Here is a 17,723-nt window from a genome sequence, read left to right as displayed (position 1 = left end):
GGCCGTCCGGTCGGGCGTCACCCGCGCCGCTCCGCCAGGCTTGCTCCATGCCCTCGACCGCGTCCGTCCCCGTCGTCCGCCCCGACCAGGCGACGAGGCGCTTCCCCTACGTCCCGCTCGTCGCCCTGATGCTCCTGAGCTTCCTGCTCGTGACCGCCGAGTTCCTGCCGAACGGAGTCCTCACCGAGATGGCGGCGGGCCTCGACGTCACTCCCGGTCAAGCGGGGCAGACCGTCACCGTGACCGCGCTCGTCGGCCTCGTCGTCGCCCCCACGGTCGGCCTGATGTTCCCCCGGCTCGACCGCCGCACCCTCCTCATCGGGACGGCCGTCGCCGCCGGTGCCTCGAGCGTGCTGGCCGGCCTCGCGCCGACCCTCCCTCTGGTGCTGCTCTCGCGCCTCCTTCTCGGCGCCGCTATCAGCGCCTTTTGGTCGATGTCGATCACCGTCGCCGCTCGAGTCGCCGGCCCCGATCGGGTCGGCCGCGCCACCATGTTCACGAGCGCCGGTCTGTCGCTCGCGACCGTCGCGGGGGTCCCCCTCGGCGTGATCCTCAGTGAACTCGTCGACTGGCGCGCCGCCTTCGTCCTGATCGGCGTCCTCACCGCTCTGCTCGCCGTCCCCCTGCGCCTCCTGCTGCCGAGCGTCCCCGCCGCACCGGCCGCCGGTCTCGGCGTCCTCCTCGACACCGTCCGCCGGCGCGGTGTGCGCCAGGGCTTCGCGGGCCACATCCTCGTGGTCCTCGGCCACTTCCTCGCCTACACCTACATCCGGCTCGCTCTCGAGCGCACCGAGGGCACCGACGCCGCGACCATCGTCGCCCTGCTGGCGCTCTTCGGCGCGGGCGGCCTCGTCGGCAACATCGTGATCGGCTCCGTGATCGACCGCTCCTTCGCCTTCTTCGGCGTCGTGGCACCCGTCGCGATCGCGATCGCCGTCGGAGGCGTCCTGCTGCTCCCGGGTTCCGTCGCCGCCATCGCGGTGGCCGTGTTCGTATGGGGCTTCTTCTTCGCCTCCTGGCTGATCATCGTCAACGCGTGGGTCGGCCACCGCATGACCGATCGCCTCGAGGCCGGTGGGAGCCTGGTGGTCGTCGGCTTCCAGGCCGCCATCGTCATCGCGGCCGGTCTCGGGGGCGTCCTCGTCGACGCGGTCGGAGTCGAGGCCGACTACGTGATCGGAGCGGTCCTGCTCCTCGTCGGGGCGGCCCTCTTCGGCTCGTCGAACCGCAGGCGCTCGGTCTGAGCGCTCACGCCGCGCGTCGTGCGGCCCGCCACTGCGAGGGCACGACGCCGACGTGCCGTCGGAAGGCCCGGCTGAGCCCGTCGTCCGAGGAGTAGCCGAGCGACCGCGACGCCTCCGACACGCTCCGTCCCGCCTCCAGCAGCTCCTTCGCCCGCCGCATGCGCACCTCGGTCACGTAGCCCGCGGGCGACCGCCCGAACGCCGCCCTGAACCGCTCCGCCAGCACCGTGCGCGACATCGCGCCGACACTCGCGAGCTGATCGACCGTCCACTCGCGGCCCGGCTCGCCGGCCACCGCCGCAGCCACGCGGTCGAGATAGACGTCACCCGTCACCGGAGGCGCCGTGCTCGCGTCACCGAACGCCCACGCCCGCACCACCGAGAGCAGCACGGTCCGCACCATCAATCGGCAGATCACCGGGTCTCCCGACCGCTCCGACCCTCCGTGGGCCGGTCCGAGCTGCGCCGCGAGCGCCGCCGCCGCCGGCTCGAGCCGCGAGAACCCGCTCGCGAACACGAGCCCGGGCAGCGGCCGGGGGCACGCTGCGGCGTCGAGCTGCACGTCGACCACCGTGAGCCGCGCACCGGAGACCGATGCGAGCGTCGCCGCCCGCCGCCCGAAGGTCAGCAGCGCATCCCCCGCCAGCAGGGTCCGGGGCACGGAGGCGGCGACCGCATCGCCCGCGCACACCTCCAGCGCGCAGGCGGACCCCTCAGGAGCGAGCACCGTGACCTCGCCCTCGACGACGTACACGAGCACGACCGCCCCGGCCGCGAGCACGGTCCGCTCTCCGGAGGCGAGGGTCGCGCGCCGGGTCGACCCGAGCGTCACGTCCAGCGAGGCCAGCACAGTGTCGAGCACGTCGGGTTCGATCGTCATTCTCGGAGCAACGCGCACCGCTCCCCCGCCATTCCGGAGGCGCGACTCCGCCGACGCACCCTGCCCGCCACTCCCTCCGGATACCCCCCGATGAGGCCGGGCGAGCCCACTCGCGCGTCCTGGACGACTCGCAGCCGACAGACTGAGCGCACGGCAGCGACAAGCCCCAGCGGCCGCTCTCCGCGAGGAGCGTGCACCACCATCGGCCTCCCCTGTCACCGCGGGCCCTGTCCTCTGCACTCCTGGTTCGCGTGCGGTCGTCCCGCAGGTGAGGGGCGGGTCGCAGAAGGCTTCTCGCTGCGTCGAGAAGCCGTTCCCCACTCCGTTCCCCGTCCTCCCGCGCTCTCCGGCGCCTGCTCTCGTCCCGTCTCGCCCCTGGAGGCTCTCCCGTGCTGATCGACTGTCTCGCGTCCACCGGAAGCGACGCGCTCGCACCGATCCTCGGCGGTGCGGTGCTCCTCGCGCTCGGCATCACCCTCCTCCTCCTCGCGCGCCGTCGCGGGCGGCGGAGCGCGACGGCAGCAGCCCTGATCGCGCTCGTGATCGCCGCGGGCCTCGTCAGCGGCCTGGGCGGCGCAGCTGCTCCGGCCCACGCCGCGGGCGGCTGCTCGCCCGACCGCGCACCGAGCGTCGTGCTCCCCACCTCGACCCCGACCACGACACTGCCGACCGAGCCCGTCCCTGCCGCGTCTCCCGCACCCACCGGGGCGCCGACGGCTCCGTCGACCGACGCACCCACCACGGAGCCGACGGTCCAGCCGACCACCCCCACGTCCCCGCAGCCGCCCGTCGCCACGACTCCTCCCGCCGTGCCGAGCACGCCGCCCACCGCCGTTCCGAGCACGCCTCCGACGACCGTGCCGACGACCGTGCCGACCGCCGGCCCGACGGCACCGCTGGTGGGGGACTTCTTCAACGCCGCATTCAGGTTCTCCGTCGCCGACGCACCGGACACAGCGCTGCTCGTCACCCGCCGGATCTGGGACGACTACAACAACTGCGTCGTGGAGACCCGGGACAAGGAGGACCGCCGGAAGTGGGTCGCCGACGAGTTCGGGCAGATCACGGGCACCCTCCGCTGGGAGAAGATCGGCAGCGTGTCCTGCGCCGTCGATCTCTCGAGGCTCCACTACTCGTTCGCCTTCTACGACTCCGGCGTGCTGGTGGACGAATACCTCGTGAACGCGGCGTTCGTGGGGAACCCGCTCCCGTTCCCCCTTCCCGACGGGATCGACCAGTACCTGGACGGGGCGGCCTCGGCCTGCTTCGGGCCGTACAACTCGAGCACCACGGCCGGCGCCCGCCACGTCTCCTGCACCCGGAGGCAGGAGACCGCCGAGCCGCTGCTCTTCGCCTTCGGACCGCAGGGAGGGCCGGCTTCTCCCCTCGCCCCGGCGCCCGGGCTCCCCACCGACGTGCCCGCCCCTTCTCCGACACCCTGACCCCTCCCGCCACCACTGACCTCACTCCCGGAGGAGTGCCGGACTCGACGAGGTCATGCCCACGGGCAGGAAGAGGAACGAGCCCGCGAGCCGCTCGACCGAACGACCTCCGCATCTCCTGCGAAGAAGGGGGCCGCACCGTCGGAGTCCGCTCGCGCCGACACGGCGCTCACCGCACGAGTGCGGAAACCCGTCAGGTCGTCAGCGCGAGGTGCGCGGGAAAGGCGTGCGCACCCCGAAGATCGTGAGCGATGATCGGATCGAACTCCCCGCTCCTCACGATGCTGCGGTTGAAAGCCGTGACTGTGGCGATCTGCTGGATCACACCGGCCATCATCTCGATGTCGCTCGGACTGACGAAGAGCAGGACGGCCGCCGCCAACTCCCCGTCGAGCATCCCCCACACCGACTCCGAACCCGGGTGCGCGGCGAAGCCGTTCTCCAGCGCCGCAGAGTTCGCGAAGAACGGGACGGCCGCGCGCAACTGCTGGACCATGTAGGTCGGCTCGTACGGCCCGGAGACCATGATCGTGAGCGGGCACTCCTCGATCATCCGGAACAGGAGATCAGGGAACGAGCCCTCCGGGGTGCCCGGATGCGTGAAGCGGACCACCGGTCTCAGCCCAGCTCGCGGAGACGGCGTGCGATCCCGGCCTCTGTCTTCTGCGCTGAAGCCCTCGCGGACTGCTCTCCCAGACCGCTCGCTGCACGCTCCGCCTGCGCCACGTCCACTGCGAGACCGGCCGCGACGACGAGGGACCGAACGACCTCCCCGGTCCTGACTACCGGGACCTTCTCGTCGACCATGCCGACCTCCTCCTCGATGCTCTGACGAGGACGAGAGTAGGGGCCGCCTGGTTCACGGGACCACCCCAGTTCTGGCGCGTGGCCCGCTGGGGTCCGAGCCGCGAGGCAGCTCCGGCAGCAGCTGCTCACGGCACGCCGTCAGTACGAGCCCCCGGGCCGCCGAGCAGAGGTCGGAGCATGGCGACGACCTCGTCGGTCCGGTGGGGGTCCTCTCCGAACCAGCGATTGCTCGCGAGAACGACCGGATACGCAGCGGCGAGGAGCGTCCGGCCGCCGGCCGTCAACCGGATCCGGGAGTGCCGTCCGCGACCTCCTTCTGAGCCCCGGCTGATGAGGCGGCGCTTCTCGAGGCCCGAGGTGAGGGATGTCATGCTCTGCGGGCGGACCCCGACGGCGCGAGCCAGGTCGGCCTGACTGAGACCGTCTGCTGCCTCCAACTGCGCGAGAACGCCGAATTCGACGGGGGTCAGGTCCATCGCCTCGAGCTCACCGGCCAGCATTCGAGCGAGCTCCCGCGCGGCGCGGATGACCGTCCACGCAGCGATGGAGTCGATGTCGTCTCGCGAGACGGACAGCTGCGGGGGCATGACCACATGGTAGCCAGGTATGGTTGAGTATCAGGTACCTGATACTTGGAGGATCCATGGTCGACGTAGTGGCGGTCACCGGTGTGACCGGGGATGTGGGCGGTAAGACGCTCGAGAAGTTGCACGCAGCAGGTGTTCCCGTCCGCGGGATCGTTCGCCGGCAGGAGCAGGCCGACGCCCTGACGGCCCGCGGTATCGATGCCCGGGTCGCGGATCTCGGAGACAGAGCGACGCTCGCGAGGGCCCTCGAGGGCGTCGACCAGCTGTTCTTGATCACTGCCGCAACGCAACAGCAGGCCCAGCACGGCGCCAACGGTGTCCGTGCAGCTCACGACGCCGGAGTGCGAGCCATCGTGCATCTGTCAGGCGGGGACGCCGTGGAGGACTCACCGCTGCCGTGGGCACGTGCGATCGCGCAGATCGATGTGCTCATCCGAGCGAGTGGCCTCGATCGGACGATCCTCCACCCCTCGGGGTTCATGACGAACCTGGAGTCGTCGTCCGGTGCCTTCCGGCGTGGGGTCTTCCCGCAGACCATGGGTCGAGGTCGCATCGCGTGGATCGACACCGAGGACATCGCCCGGGTCGCGACGAAGGTTCTCACCGACGGAGTGCATGAGGGCGCCGAACCCGTCCTCACCGGTCCCGACCTTCTCGATGGCCACGGTGCTGCGGCGGCCCTCACGATCGGGCTCGGGCGCCGAATCCGATACGTGCACCTGCCGAGTCACGCCTTCCGGGCGCTCCTCCGACTCAGCGGCCTCCCGGCATGGCAAGCGGAAGGTCTGCGGCAGCAGTTCGGGAGGGTCGCGCGCCACGGCCTGGATGGAGTGAGTGCCTTCACCACCGACGTCGAGCGCATCACCGGGAGCCCTGCCCGCTCGCTGGCCGAGTGGGCTCGATCGCGGCGCCGAGTTCTCCTCGGTCAGAAGTGACACCACCGCCACGGAGCGGCTCGAACGCGAGCGGTTTCACCTTCTTCACGCGCACTAGACGGACGCGCCCCGCCTCGACCCCCTCGAGAAAGAGCAGAACAGCATCCGCTCGGAGCGCACGATCGCGGAGCGCAATGAAGCACGCCTCACCCAGGACGTCGCGGACGTCGAGCACGCAATGCGCCGGGCGGCTTGCGTTGGCGCCCTCGCGGCGAGTGGCCGTCTCCACAGCATCCAGGCGTGCGATCCGCCGCTCGAGCGTCGTTCGCGACGGCACCGGCAAACCCTGCCGCCGACACGCCCTCACGACGTCGCGATAAACGGCCGCGACAGTACGCCGCTGACGCGTGAGAAAACCCTTCCTGATCGCGTCGCTGACGATCGCTTCCACCGCCTCCTGGAGATGGGTCTGTCCCCTGCCTCCACTCGATCGGGTGGGAAGCAGATCGGACACCAGCCCGCCTCCGCGGCGCCACCGTTCAAGAAGGGCGTACATCTGCCGCCGCGAGATGCCCAACTCCTTGGCCGCTTCATTGATTCGAGAGCGACCCACTCTCGGAAGACCAGCGAGCGGTCCGATGACCGCTGCCGCCTTAGTCGCTCGCGCCCAATCGTCATCACTCGCGGTTCGGACACCACGATCCGGAACCGGCTCACGAACGTCACCCACTGCCAACCTCTTCGTCGTGCTCGCGACGGTAGTCCAGCGGCTCTCGGACAGCTAGATGCTTTGTCTCATCCGTACGAGCTCCACCCGTCCCAGGCGCGGTGTGAGCGACCGCGCGATCGACGGCGATCGATGCTTCTTGAGACACTCAGCCTCCGAGACCGTCAGGTGATGCAACGTCTCGATCGACGGCCGTGGCCCGGCGCGGGCCCGTCGATGAAGCTCACGAGCGCCGCAGCGATGCGTCCGCCACCGCACGAGGCCGTCGATGTCTCGCTACATCCCTGCGCTCTCGCGTGCCGCGTGGGCCTGCTGGTGACGGTAGAGCGTCGCGCGGCTCCACCCGACGAGACGGGCCGCATCCTCCGCCGTGCGGCCGCGTGCTCGCGGGTCCGCGGCGATCGTGAGCTTTTCCGCCACTACCACCGGGTCAGACATGGGCCGGCCGAAGCGAGTTCCGCTCGCACGAGCGGCGGCAATGCCGGCGTTCACTCGTTCGACGATGAGCTCCCGCTCGTACTCCGCGAGCGTGGCAAGCATGTTCAGCATCAGCCGGCCCGACGACGTCGAGGGATCGATGCCGTCGGAGATCGACCGGACGTGCACCCCGCGCTCACGCAGTAGGTTCACGGTATTGAGGACATCGATCAGCGACCTCCCGAGCCGATCTACTCGCCACACGACGACGGTGTCCCCATCCTCGGCGTACTCGAGGAGCCTCTTCATCCCACGTCGCTCGATGGCGGTCTTGCTCCCGGACGTCACATCCGCGAACACGTCGCGCTTCTGCACGCCGGCGGCAACGAGTGCGTCGACCTGCAACTGCGCGTCCTGAGCCGACGTACTCACACGCGTATATCCGAGAAGCCTCACGAGCACATTCTGACTCGGAAAGTCCCTCCGAGCCCGCTTCTGAGACGAACTGCGGCGAGACAAATTACTGAGACACCCAGGCCTCCACCGTTCCGACCGAGGCCGAACTCGAAACGGCGCCCGAAAGACTGTCTCAGAAAGCTAATGACTTCCGAGAGGCCGTGGATGTGCCGCTGGACCACCCTGCGCGGCCGCGCAGCGTCGCGGTGCGCGAGCCACTTGAGGCCACCAGGTACGGCGCGCTCATTCTGGTTGGATCGCCGCAGGGTCGTCTGTGATGGCATAGACGATCCCGTGCAGATCGGTGATCACGTCGATGTCCTCCTGTGTGATATTCACTGCGGCAGAACGGTTCCGCAAGAACTGGATGAGTTCGTGGTCTGCCCATGTCAGTCTGTCGAGATGGGTGCTGAAGCTGCGTCCGCTGGCGCGGGCGTAGGCAAGGGAAGACTCCGTGACGTCACCGGGCCGACGTCCAATTACTACCTCGAGGTCGACGTCGCCGAGTTCTTGAACGTCGGGGTCTAGGTAGCTGCCGAATACGCGGAGCCGCTCGATGAAGCGAATCCGCTGCGGATCGGCGTTGTACGTTTTCGCGCGTTCAATCACTCCGTTGAGCAGTCGCTCGGCCGTTGCGCGCTTGATGGGTTTCCCGAAGCTCGCCATACACAGAGCGTTTCCCTTGAGCGTCGTCGTCCAGCACACGCGGTCGTCGTTGTGAATGGTGATTTGCTCGAGAAATCCGGCAGCGGCGAGGCCGCGGACGGCTGTTTCAGCATCGATGTTGAGGCCTTCGAGGTGCGGCTCAGCGGACGCGGCGGTGCGCTCGACGAAGCGATAGCGACGCACGATGTCGCGCGCGACCGACGCTGGCACGCCACCGATGATGTCGGACTTCAGAACCCGCATCGGTCTCCTTCGACATGTCGGCAACTTTTTGCCAGAGAAGTGACCATGCTCTCATCTCGTTGCGCAACCAGCACGAGTTCCACGCGCCTTTCGAGGCGCTGCTGCGTGGCGGCGCCCGATGAGGGACCGGCTATCGGACGCCCTGGCTGGTGCTCCCGACCCGTCGATAGCCTGGGGCGATGGTCCTGCTGAGCCGCTCTCTGTTCGCGATCTCGATCACTGTTCTTCTCGGCGTCCTCATGCTCGGTGACCGCCTGCCCGAATGGTGCGCGCCGGTCTCCACCGCTCTTGCAGTCGCGGGCGCCCTCGTCTTCCTGGTCTCCTTCATCGACGTCCATCGGCGTCAGAACTACACGGACCACTGAACCGTCCTTGAGCGGGACGCCGAGCGGGAAGGACGTCGGTGATCTTCGGCGCTCTTGATGCGCGGGTGCTCGCTTCGCCTCTTGATCGACCTCTAGTGTCGGCAGAGATGGGGGCGCAGTGCCCCCGCTGAGGGGATCACATGTCTTCGCTCTCGCGCGGCGCCGTTCGGCGCTCGCTCGCTCTCGCCGCCGCCGTCCTGGTCGCCGCCACCGCACTCGCCACGCCCTCCGTCGCCGACCCGGACAGAGGGACCGGCACCATCACCGGCCACCTGCTCCTGGAAGGCACACCGAGCACCCCGCCCCCCGCCGGCACCGAGGTCGTCACCTACAACACGTTCGATCCGATCGGCTACTACGCGACGACCGCCGACGACGGCACCTTCACCTTCGACGGACTGGCCGCCGGCACGTACTCCGTCAGAACGGAGTACGAAGACGGCGTCCACGTCCCGATCGACCTGGGGTCGGACACGATCCGCGACGGCACCGGTGACTCCTTCCCTCTCACAGCAGGCGGGACGCTGACGCTTCCCGACTACGTGCTCCCGATCGGCGGCTCCATCAGCGGCCACGTCGACACCGACGACGGGGCGCCGATCGTCGTGTCCGCCTACCAGGGCCCCTTCCGCGGCTACTTCTCCACGACGACCGACGCGAACGGCGACTACACCATCGGCGGCCTCGAGACCGCCGACTACATCGTCGGCTTCGACGATCGAGGCCCCGACGCCACCTACAAGAAGTGGTGGCCCGACTCCCCCGACATGAACGGCGCGCAGACCCTCACCATCACGCGACTCGGCCAGACCATCACCGGCATCGACGCGGACCTGCGCACCCCGAGCACCAACCCGCTCGACTCCGCCCCCTGCCTGGACCGCTCGAAGCTCACCCTCGCTAAGGCCACCGCCGCCGCCCGCGCCTACCTCCGCAGCCACCACGACCTCGACGCCCTGAAGACCCTCACCCGCGCCGACGTGAAGCAGTACCTCATCCGCTGCGCCTGAACACGACTCACCCGAGAAGCGGCCGCCGGCACCACGCCGGCGGCCGCTTCGTCGTAGACAGGCCGTGGAAACGATCAACTCGGGGTGAACGGTCACCGATCCCCATACGAGACGGACAGGCTGCTCGCTGACGACTCCCCCAGCTGATTGATGCGCCTGCCGTGACGAGCGCAGCACACTCGAGGCATGTCCTCTCGTCGTCGCCCGCGAACCGGTGCATTTTCGAGCTCGAAGACAATCTTCATCACCGCATTGGTCATCTTGGGCGCCGCGATTCTCTCTGGCCTCGTCGTGCTGGCGCAGGGCGCCATCCAATCCGCCGTCCTGGTGGATTCGCTGCCCACGGAGAACACGGTCCGGACGCCTGAGCTCGGCGCCGCGTGGAACACCATGCTGCTCGGTCTCGGAGTCTGCGTTGTCAGCGCGACGGCCGCCATCGCCCTGGTCCTCAGCTCGCGTCGTCGCGTTGGCTGAGGTCCGATCGCGAGACGGCCCGGGTGACGTTCCCGAGCACCGGGCTTCGACCAAGCGCGGAGCACGAGATCCACCGTTGACCACGAATATCGTGAGCCTGATGACGTTTCGAATCTGGACCTACGTACTAGTATTCGCGGTGATCAGCGCGACAGCGGCGCTCGTGATCGCGAACGTCTACAGCTTCTCCGGCTCCGAACTGGTGCTGCTCCTCCTCAACACGATGTGGATCGTCGGGCTGGCCGGCACGGTTGCATCACTGGTAGCGATCTTTGTTCTCAATTACAGGCGTCACCGACGACCGCGGGCCTGAGGTTCGACACCGCTGATCGATTCCCTTAAGGGACGGTCGATCATCCATCCGTCGCATCCTCCAAGCTGCGGACTCGGAGCGTTGAAGCACACCGCGTCGGTCTTACGCGTGGATCCGGCGGTTCCTGGGACACTGGTCGGATGATCTCGGACTCCGTCCCATGGCGCGAGCATCTTTGCCGCTCCGCGACAGCGCTCGAGAAGAGATCGAGATCGACCCGGTGGAACCAGCGGACATCTTTCCTGGTCGAGCGGGATTTGATCAACGGCATGTTCGCGATTAGGCGTCTGATGGAGTCCGCGAAGACGTCATCGAACTTGCCTCAGGAGCGAGTTTCCTTCGGCGTACATCCACTCAGCGGGCGCATACCGCGGATCTACGATCGGTGGTCCTTCTGGGAGCACTACGACATGACGTCGAGGCAGCAAACCCAGCTCACAGTGAAAGAGTTCGTATCGCTCTTCATCCACTCGTTCATCCTCGACTTCCATCCCACGTCCACAGACGGGCCGTCGATGATCTGGGTCGTGTCTGACCGCGACCGGCACAAGCGGTTGTACTCAGTGACGTTCGAACGAGTCATCGCCCTTTTTCGTCGCGTGGGCAACGAGGACTTGGTGTTTTACGCCGGCCCGTTCGATGGCAACGCGGTACGCCTGTCTCAGCACGACATCGTGGACGCAGGTTTCTCAACCTACGATCCCTTCCCCGACGTCGCGAACTGGACCGCGACACCAACAGCGCTCCAAGTTGCTTTCCCAGCACTCGATTGGCCCCCGCCGCGGCCCGACGAGCGCTGAGCTCTGCTTGATGTCCATCACCTGAACCTCTGCCCGCTGGGAGGCCGCCGGCGCTTCGACGCTGAAACTCTCCACGCCGACGGGCCGAGGGTGGATGCCCAGGTTGCTCGGTCAGCCGGTCGGCAAGCGACACGAGGCCCCGTGGTAACACCGCCATGAAGCGCCGAGATCCACAGCGCTGACCCACGCGGTCACCGCACAGCACGGACAGGCCGCGGACGCCGCCGAGCTGGTGAGCGACGCGGCGGCCACACTCGTCACGATCGGCCTCCGCGAGCCTGCGTAGCTCGAAACGTTCCGCTCACCGATCCCCATACGGAACGGCGAAGCGGCGCCCCGGTCGTGTGTGCAGGGGACCTTGAACATCTGAATACCCACGGTCGTCCGCACGAGCGCCGCGTTGACGCGAAGAACCGTGCAGACGAGCGCGAGGATCGACACAGGTCCTGCTGGACGAAGTGGAGCGGTGGACGAGCCCCATGAGGGACACCGCTCATGACGTTGCTAGCGTCAAGGGATGGCGAGCATCACCTACCCGACCCCGCTTCCTGCTGGCGGTCGCGTCGAAGTGCCCGCACCGTCGATGGGAGTCCCTGAGCACCTGCACGAGCGACTGCACTGCGCCGTCCGCCAGCTCGCTTCGCTCAGCTTCGACGTCCGCATCAGAGCGCACGCGATGATCGGCGGCCTCGTCCCGGCGTCCGCCGCAGAGCGCACCGCCGATCTCCACGACGCCTTCCGGACCGGTGACACGGTCCTCCCGCCCTGGGGCGGGGAGCTGGCCATCGAGCTGCTCGACATGATCGACTGGCGCGCCCTGGCGGACGCCCGCTCCTGGTTCGTCGGCTGGTCCGACATCTCAACCCTGCTCCTACCGCTGACGACCCTCACCGGACTCGCGACGATGCACGGCGCGAACCTGATGGACGAGCCGTGGGAGCTGCCTGTCGAGTTCGAGCGCTGGACAGACGTCGCCGCCCTCCCCACCGGAAGCGCCTTCACGCAGCAGGCCGCGCCGCGACGCCGCAGCCGCCCCTGGAAAGCGTGGGAGGACGAGCCGCTCGACCGCGACCAGGCCTACGAGGCACCAACCCGCTGGCGACCCCTCGACGGGACCGCCGACATCGCGATCCGGGGACGGCTCATCGGTGGCTGCCTCGAAACCGTCTCCGCTCTAGCCGGCACGCCGTACGGTGACGTCCCGGGCTTCGCCCGGCGCCACGCACCGGAAGGCACGATCGTCTACCTCGAGACAGCCGAAGCGAATGCGGCCAGCGCGCTTCGGATGCTCACCTCACTCCGCCTTGCCGGCTGGTTCGACCGCGCGAACGGCGTCCTGATCGGACGGACCGGCGGCAGCGCCATTCCCGGGTTGAGCCAGGACGACGCGGTACGACGCGCTCTCGGCAGTCTCGACGTCCCCGTGATCCTCGACTTCGACACCGGACACCAGCCTCCGCAGATGCCTCTCGTCAACGGAGCACTCGCCGACGTCGTGCTGGACGGAGAAAACGCCTCGATCACCCAGCAGCTCATCCCCTGAGCTGCCCGCTCGGGGATCTTCTTACGGCACGGGTGCAGGGACACCTCCGCTCGGTGGATCTGCGTCTTGAGGGGGAGGCTCGAGCCATACGTCGCAGCTACCGTGAATGTATGGCCTCGAATGAGAATCTCGCCGCGCCGGTCGCGGTCTGGTACTTCGTGGGAGCGACGTTCGTCGCCGCCCTGCCGATGATCATGTTCCCGGACATGCATTGGCTGGCGCGCCTCGGCAGCCTCGCCCTCGCTCTCGCTCTGATCGCAGGCGGCGGCTGGCAGCTCCGACGCGAGAAGCGCGCTGCGGGCCGCCGCGTCGATCAGCCTCCAGAGACGCAGCCCTGACAGCTGTCGCAGTTGACCATCCCCATACGGGTCAGCCGGCCGGGGCCCTGGCACTCCGTTCTGATGCGAAGTCACTTCTTCGGCAGCGACAACTCCTCGACTACATGATCCAGTGCTACGCCGGAGGCGGTCCTGCTACCCGGGAGTGTGTGAGACGCTCCGCGAAGAAGTCCACGATCTCACCCAGCATCTCGTCGACCCGGGCTACTGGCTTCTGAGAGTAGAAGCCGTGGTCCGCTTCGGCGTAGGTCTTGTGGACGACGGGGACTCCCGCGGCTCGCAGGGAGAGCGCCAGCTCGCGCCCCTCGGTGGCGAGCGTGTCGTACTCAGCGGTCTGGATGAGGGTCGGCGGCATGGCGAGAGGCACCGAGGGGTCGTAGCGCGGTGATGCCAGTGCCTCCCGACGCCTCGTCACGTCCGGGACGTACGCCCAGGCCACCAGCCGCTGGACGAAGGGACTGATCACGGGTCGTCGTGCCGGGGAGGTGCGGTCCGTCCGGCTCATGTCCGTGACGGGGACGATCAGCAAGACGGCGAGCGGTCGAACGCCTCCGCTCGTGTGGATCTGCTGGCAGATGTTGATCGCGAGCTTCGAGCCCGCACTGATCCCGGAGAGCAGCAGACGCGACCCGTCCCATCCGTGCGTCCGCCCGGAGGCTCCTACCCAGCGTGCGACGTCGTCCATCTCCTCCTCCGCGTCGGGGTACTGCGCTCCTGGTGCGGTGGAGTAGTCCGGCAGCACGACCACCGCTCCGAGTCGCGACGCGAGATAACGAGCGATATGGCGGTCCTGCTCCGGGTACCGGTTGAGGAACCCGCCGCCGTGCAGCTGCAGGACCACAGGAGGGTCGGAGTCTGCGGGCCCCGACGCCGGCCGGACGACGACGGCTCTCACGGGCCCGTGCCTCGTCGGGATGACCAATCCTGTCTCGGCGGGAAGCGCGATGGTCGCGAGGCCACCGGCGACCGAGGGCGTGAACCGGACGCGGGAACCGAGCTGGGACAGCGACCAGAAGAGCGGTCGGAACGGACGACGGGTCACTGTGCGCCTCTCGAGCTGAATGCAGGGACGCGCGGACACGTCGATCGCGACCGCACTGCGCCATACAATCACAGTGAAGTGTTATCACCATGAAGATATCCGAGATCCGTCAGAGCAGCGCTGCACTCGACCGGATCCGCTCCGAGTGCGAGGAGACCGAATGACGACGCCGAGGAAGCAGATGCTCGAGGCTCTGCGGTGGTACGCGGTGAGCTACCAGGACTCCGCTCATCAGCTGGCGCGCTGGCTGGACCTGCCGACGACTGACGGGACGGCGCTCGGCGAGATCCTCTGGGCCGAGGACGAGGACAGCCCGCTCTCGCCCGGCCGGCTGTCCTCGCGCATCGGCCTCACCTCCGGTGCGACCAACGCGCTCGTGAACCGGCTCGAGCGGCAGGGCCTCGTCGCCCGCAGTCGCGAGAGCGGCGACCGCCGCATCGTGACACTGCGGGCGACCGGGGCGGCACGAGAGCGCGCAGCCCCGTTCCTCCGCTCCTCGCAGATCTCGCTCGAGGCGGCACTCGACGAGTACGACGACCGGACGCTCGAGACCGTGAGCACCGTCTTGACCCGCTTCGCCGCCGTGCTCCCCGGGGCGTCCAGGCAGGAGAGACCGCCGCCGCCGGAGCAGCCGTCGCGCTGGTCGGTCCCCGAACTGAACAGCTGATCCGCCGATCTCGTCGACCCGCATCTCACACGTCGCTGATCCCGAGGATGCGCCGGAGGCCCAGCGGTCAGTGCTGCAGCCTCGACATCCCGGGAGCGAGGTGGCTGGCCCGACTTCCTCCTCGTGAGGGCTGGTGGACCTCCTCCCGGGGCCAGGCGCAGAACCTAGGATCGGCGTATGGATGGGTTCGCGGGTGCAGACAGCTTCATACTGTTCCTGTTTCTGGGTGTCCTTCCATTCCTCCTCCTGGTCGCCGTGGTCTCGGTCGGCACGACCGGCATCCTCAAGTGGATCGGAGGGCGCGGGCGGCCCCGTCCGTAGGCTGAGCGCACGTGCGGTCGTTTCGTCGTCGAGGACAACACCGAGGGCCCGCTCCGCGACCTCCTCACCAGCGACTTCGCCAGAGCATCGCGACGATCAGCGAACGTGAACGACCGGATCGTCGCATTCCTGACGATCACGCTCGACAGCCCGGAGCATCACTGCAGCGTTCGAGCGAGACCCGGGTACCGTCACGCCTGCCGGCGAGCTCGATATCGCAGACCTGTACCGCGCTGAAGGCGACGAGGCGCAAGCGCGAAGCATCGTCGAGCGGCACGTCGCGACACCGTCTCCCGGCGTAGCGCCCGCGAGACCATCCCCTTGCGGGGCGCCCTGTGCGGGTAGCGTCACCGGCATGACCTCGAGCTCACGTCATCAGATGCGCGCTTTCGCCTGGGTCGGAACGGTCGCGCTCGGCGTCAGCGCGTCCTTGGCGCTGTCGTCCTGCGGCTTCAGTTGCACTGAGATCGGCTTCCGGAATGAACTGCGCATCACCGCGGTCGGCGCCGGGGCAGAGGCCATCAGCGATATTCGGCTGTGTGCGGGTGACATCCGCGCATACCCCTCACAGGACGCCGCTCCCGCTGTAGGACGCTCCTACTGGGTCACCCACTCGACTCCGGGCTTGTGGGTCTATGACTTCGGTGACCACCATCCCGACACCGTGCAACTGACCCTCCTCGACTCCGTCGGCGGACAGATACGTCAGCAGGAGTACCGGATCGACTGGGTGCTCATCGATGAACCGAACGGGCCAGGCTGCGGCTGGCGAGCAGAGCCGTACGACCTCACCATCAACGCGTGACCCTCACTCCGTGCGGCACGTAAGCGCGGCGACAGCGTCCGCAGCGCGATCCTCCACCGGGACGACGCGGCAGGCTTTCGTCTGGGATCTCGCCGCTACCTCTAGTGTCGGAATCGATGGGAGCACGCTGCTCCCGCTGAGGGGATCTCCATGTCACTGCTCTCGCTCGCCGCCGCCCGGCGCACGCTCGCATTCGCCGCCGCCGTCCTGGTCGCCGGCTCCGCACTGGCCACTCCCGCGTTCGCCGACACCGCGGAGGCGACCGGGACGATCACCGGCCGGGTCCTCCTCGAAGGCACGCCCGACGCTCCCCCTGCCGCCGGCACCGAGGTGTACCTCTTCCCGGAGAGCGTGAGCGAAGCAACGCCCACCGTCATCACGACGACGACCGCCGACGGCACCTTCTCCGCCGCGGTGCTGCCCGACCTGGACTACGCGGTCGCCGCTCAGGTCGAGAACGGCGTCCACGTGCCCCGTGATCTCGGCGCGCAGACCAGGAACGCGCGAGGCACCGACTTCTCGGTCGGCGCCGGTGAGACCCTGACCCTGCCCGAGTACGTCCTCCCGCTCGGAGCGACGATCAGCGGCCACGTGACCACCGATGACGGCGCCTCCGTTCCGGTATCCGCGTACCAGGGCGTCTACGCATTCCTGCCCACCATCGATGCGACGACGGACGCGAACGGCGACTACACCATCCGCGGAATCGACACCGACCTCGGAACCACCTTCACCGTCGCCTTCGGTCCTACAGACAGCGAAGGGAACTGGGCGCAGTGGTGGCGGAACAGCCCGACCCAGGACGGCGCTGAGCCCATCATCATCACGAGCCTCGATCAGGCCGTGACCGGCATCGACGCCGATGTCCGCACCACGAAGGCGAACCCGCTCGCCTCCGCTCCCTGCGTGGACCGTTCGACGCTGACCTTCGCGAAGGCGACCGCCGCAGCCCGCGCCTACCTCCGCAGCCACGGCGGGGTCGACGCGGTCAAGACTCTGACCAGCGCCGACGTCAAGCAGTACCTCGCCCGCTGCGCCTGACCCAGGAGACGCACCTGAGCGGCCGCCGGCGCTTCGCCGGCGGCCGCTCAGTTCGTGCAAGGGACACACGCCCTTCTCACGATGCGCGTCCCGGAGAACGATCCCCATACGGGACGGCCGACTGCCCCGATCCAGGTGAGCTCTCGTGAACGTCTCGAAGGCCGCTGGAGCGCGCGAGCTCGGCGTTGCCCGAACGACCCGCAGCGAGCGCCGGCACTCCCACCGCCCATGAGCACTCGCCGACGGAGAACAAGAGCGGCGTCAAGACGTTCGTGATGACCGACTCGGTGTGTCGACGCTGAGGACGATGTTCACTTCTCTGTCTCGCAAGCTGCATCCTCGTGCTGCACACCGGCGCTGTACCCCGTGAGCCTCAGCCCGCTCCGACGAGACGATCACTGCCGAGTCGAACGAGACGTTCGCCGCGATCACATCGCAGAGGGCTCAGACTCTCGCGCACGAAAAAACACCGTTCGGAAGAGTGGTGCTCGGACCCTCGCCGGCCTTCCGCAGGCTGACATCGGTGCTGACGCGCGGAATTCCCTTGGCGAGGGTCTTGATGAAGACACCGTGGTGCCCCTGGAGGGACTCGAACCCCCAACCTGCTCCTTAGGACGGAGTCGCTCTTCCATTGAGCTACAGAGGCTGGCCGGACCCAGT

At 68.3% G+C, this 17,723-nt stretch carries 21 protein-coding genes and 1 tRNA gene; 13 read left to right on the top strand and 9 right to left on the bottom strand.

Annotated elements, in window-relative coordinates:
- Positions 1–47: 47 nt before the first annotated feature.
- On the top strand, positions 48–1,244 hold the full coding sequence (locus tag B9Y99_RS03530; RefSeq protein WP_085475192.1) for an MFS transporter: 1,197 nt from the start codon (positions 48–50) through the stop codon (positions 1,242–1,244).
- A 4-nt stretch (positions 1,245–1,248) separates the two neighbouring features.
- Here B9Y99_RS03530 and B9Y99_RS03525 read toward each other — a convergent pair whose 3' ends face one another.
- A complete protein-coding gene (locus tag B9Y99_RS03525; RefSeq protein ID WP_085475191.1) occupies positions 1,249–2,124 on the bottom strand; it encodes a helix-turn-helix transcriptional regulator in 876 nt (291 codons plus the stop codon).
- Positions 2,125–2,513: 389 nt separating this feature from the next.
- Between B9Y99_RS03525 and B9Y99_RS03520 the strand changes: the two genes are divergently transcribed.
- Positions 2,514–3,566, top strand: a complete 1,053-nt coding sequence (locus tag B9Y99_RS03520; protein WP_085475190.1) for a hypothetical protein — start codon at positions 2,514–2,516, stop codon at positions 3,564–3,566.
- 193 nt (positions 3,567–3,759) lie between these two features.
- Here B9Y99_RS03520 and B9Y99_RS03515 read toward each other — a convergent pair whose 3' ends face one another.
- The 3 genes from B9Y99_RS03515 to B9Y99_RS03505 form a co-directional block, all read right to left on the bottom strand.
- Positions 3,760–4,179: a hypothetical protein gene (locus B9Y99_RS03515; protein WP_085475189.1), complete on the bottom strand. Its 420-nt coding sequence runs from the start codon at positions 4,177–4,179 to the stop codon at positions 3,760–3,762.
- A gap of 5 nt (positions 4,180–4,184) precedes the next feature.
- Complete coding sequence (locus B9Y99_RS03510) at positions 4,185–4,373, bottom strand: hypothetical protein (protein WP_085475188.1); 189 nt, start codon at positions 4,371–4,373, stop codon at positions 4,185–4,187.
- A 125-nt stretch (positions 4,374–4,498) separates the two neighbouring features.
- Positions 4,499–4,960 (bottom strand): MarR family winged helix-turn-helix transcriptional regulator, encoded by a 462-nt coding sequence (locus tag B9Y99_RS03505; protein ID WP_129587877.1) that lies wholly within the window; start codon positions 4,958–4,960, stop codon positions 4,499–4,501.
- A 56-nt stretch (positions 4,961–5,016) separates the two neighbouring features.
- On the opposite strand from B9Y99_RS03505, the gene B9Y99_RS03500 reads away from it, so the two are divergent.
- On the top strand, positions 5,017–5,895 hold the full coding sequence (locus B9Y99_RS03500) for an NmrA family NAD(P)-binding protein (RefSeq protein ID WP_085475186.1): 879 nt from the start codon (positions 5,017–5,019) through the stop codon (positions 5,893–5,895).
- Here B9Y99_RS03500 and B9Y99_RS19425 read toward each other — a convergent pair.
- From B9Y99_RS19425 to B9Y99_RS03485, 3 genes are all read right to left on the bottom strand, one after another.
- Positions 5,822–6,448: a helix-turn-helix domain-containing protein gene (locus tag B9Y99_RS19425; RefSeq protein WP_425298477.1), complete on the bottom strand. Its 627-nt coding sequence runs from the start codon at positions 6,446–6,448 to the stop codon at positions 5,822–5,824. The genes B9Y99_RS03500 and B9Y99_RS19425 overlap by 74 nt on opposite strands.
- 390 nt (positions 6,449–6,838) lie before the next feature.
- Positions 6,839–7,435: a recombinase family protein gene (locus B9Y99_RS03490; RefSeq protein ID WP_085476216.1), complete on the bottom strand. Its 597-nt coding sequence runs from the start codon at positions 7,433–7,435 to the stop codon at positions 6,839–6,841.
- 243 nt (positions 7,436–7,678) lie between these two features.
- Positions 7,679–8,344 (bottom strand): hypothetical protein, encoded by a 666-nt coding sequence (locus B9Y99_RS03485; protein WP_165759524.1) that lies wholly within the window; start codon positions 8,342–8,344, stop codon positions 7,679–7,681.
- Between the two features lie 179 nt (positions 8,345–8,523).
- On the opposite strand from B9Y99_RS03485, the gene B9Y99_RS03480 reads away from it, so the two are divergent.
- From B9Y99_RS03480 to B9Y99_RS03445, 7 genes are all read left to right on the top strand, one after another.
- Positions 8,524–8,709 (top strand): hypothetical protein, encoded by a 186-nt coding sequence (locus tag B9Y99_RS03480; RefSeq protein WP_085475184.1) that lies wholly within the window; start codon positions 8,524–8,526, stop codon positions 8,707–8,709.
- Between the two features lie 140 nt (positions 8,710–8,849).
- On the top strand, positions 8,850–9,719 hold the full coding sequence (locus B9Y99_RS03475; protein ID WP_085475183.1) for a carboxypeptidase-like regulatory domain-containing protein: 870 nt from the start codon (positions 8,850–8,852) through the stop codon (positions 9,717–9,719).
- A gap of 186 nt (positions 9,720–9,905) precedes the next feature.
- Positions 9,906–10,193, top strand: coding sequence for a hypothetical protein (locus B9Y99_RS03470; RefSeq protein ID WP_129587876.1), 288 nt, complete (start codon positions 9,906–9,908; stop codon positions 10,191–10,193).
- A 100-nt stretch (positions 10,194–10,293) separates the two neighbouring features.
- On the top strand, positions 10,294–10,506 hold the full coding sequence (locus B9Y99_RS03465) for a hypothetical protein (RefSeq protein WP_129587875.1): 213 nt from the start codon (positions 10,294–10,296) through the stop codon (positions 10,504–10,506).
- A gap of 140 nt (positions 10,507–10,646) precedes the next feature.
- Positions 10,647–11,306 carry a hypothetical protein gene (locus B9Y99_RS03460; protein ID WP_085475180.1) on the top strand — a complete coding sequence of 220 codons (660 nt, stop codon included), beginning with the start codon at positions 10,647–10,649 and terminating at the stop codon, positions 11,304–11,306.
- A gap of 517 nt (positions 11,307–11,823) precedes the next feature.
- Positions 11,824–12,849: a S66 family peptidase gene (locus tag B9Y99_RS03450; RefSeq protein WP_085475178.1), complete on the top strand. Its 1,026-nt coding sequence runs from the start codon at positions 11,824–11,826 to the stop codon at positions 12,847–12,849.
- Between the two features lie 110 nt (positions 12,850–12,959).
- Entirely contained in the window at positions 12,960–13,187 is a 228-nt protein-coding gene (locus B9Y99_RS03445) for a hypothetical protein (RefSeq protein WP_085475177.1), read from the top strand.
- A gap of 115 nt (positions 13,188–13,302) precedes the next feature.
- Here B9Y99_RS03445 and B9Y99_RS03440 read toward each other — a convergent pair whose 3' ends face one another.
- Positions 13,303–14,082: an alpha/beta hydrolase gene (locus B9Y99_RS03440; RefSeq protein ID WP_165759523.1), complete on the bottom strand. Its 780-nt coding sequence runs from the start codon at positions 14,080–14,082 to the stop codon at positions 13,303–13,305.
- A gap of 307 nt (positions 14,083–14,389) precedes the next feature.
- Here B9Y99_RS03440 and B9Y99_RS03435 point away from each other — a divergent pair, with 307 nt between their 5' ends.
- From B9Y99_RS03435 to B9Y99_RS03425, 3 genes are all read left to right on the top strand, one after another.
- The gene (locus B9Y99_RS03435) at positions 14,390–14,896 is read left to right on the top strand and encodes a MarR family winged helix-turn-helix transcriptional regulator (protein ID WP_085475175.1); all 507 of its coding nucleotides are present in this window, start codon (positions 14,390–14,392) and stop codon (positions 14,894–14,896) included.
- 676 nt (positions 14,897–15,572) lie between these two features.
- Complete coding sequence (locus tag B9Y99_RS03430; RefSeq protein WP_129587874.1) at positions 15,573–16,022, top strand: hypothetical protein; 450 nt, start codon at positions 15,573–15,575, stop codon at positions 16,020–16,022.
- Positions 16,023–16,172: 150 nt separating this feature from the next.
- A complete protein-coding gene (locus B9Y99_RS03425; protein ID WP_085475173.1) occupies positions 16,173–17,063 on the top strand; it encodes a hypothetical protein in 891 nt (296 codons plus the stop codon).
- Between the two features lie 571 nt (positions 17,064–17,634).
- On the opposite strand, the gene B9Y99_RS03420 is transcribed toward B9Y99_RS03425, so the two are convergent.
- A tRNA-Arg gene (locus tag B9Y99_RS03420) sits at positions 17,635–17,709 on the bottom strand.
- Between the last annotated feature and the right edge of the window lie 14 nt (positions 17,710–17,723).

Source organism: Rathayibacter oskolensis, from assembly GCF_900177245.1.
Lineage (GTDB): Bacteria > Actinomycetota > Actinomycetes > Actinomycetales > Microbacteriaceae > Rathayibacter > Rathayibacter oskolensis.
This window is presented reverse-complemented; position numbering and strand designations above follow the sequence as displayed.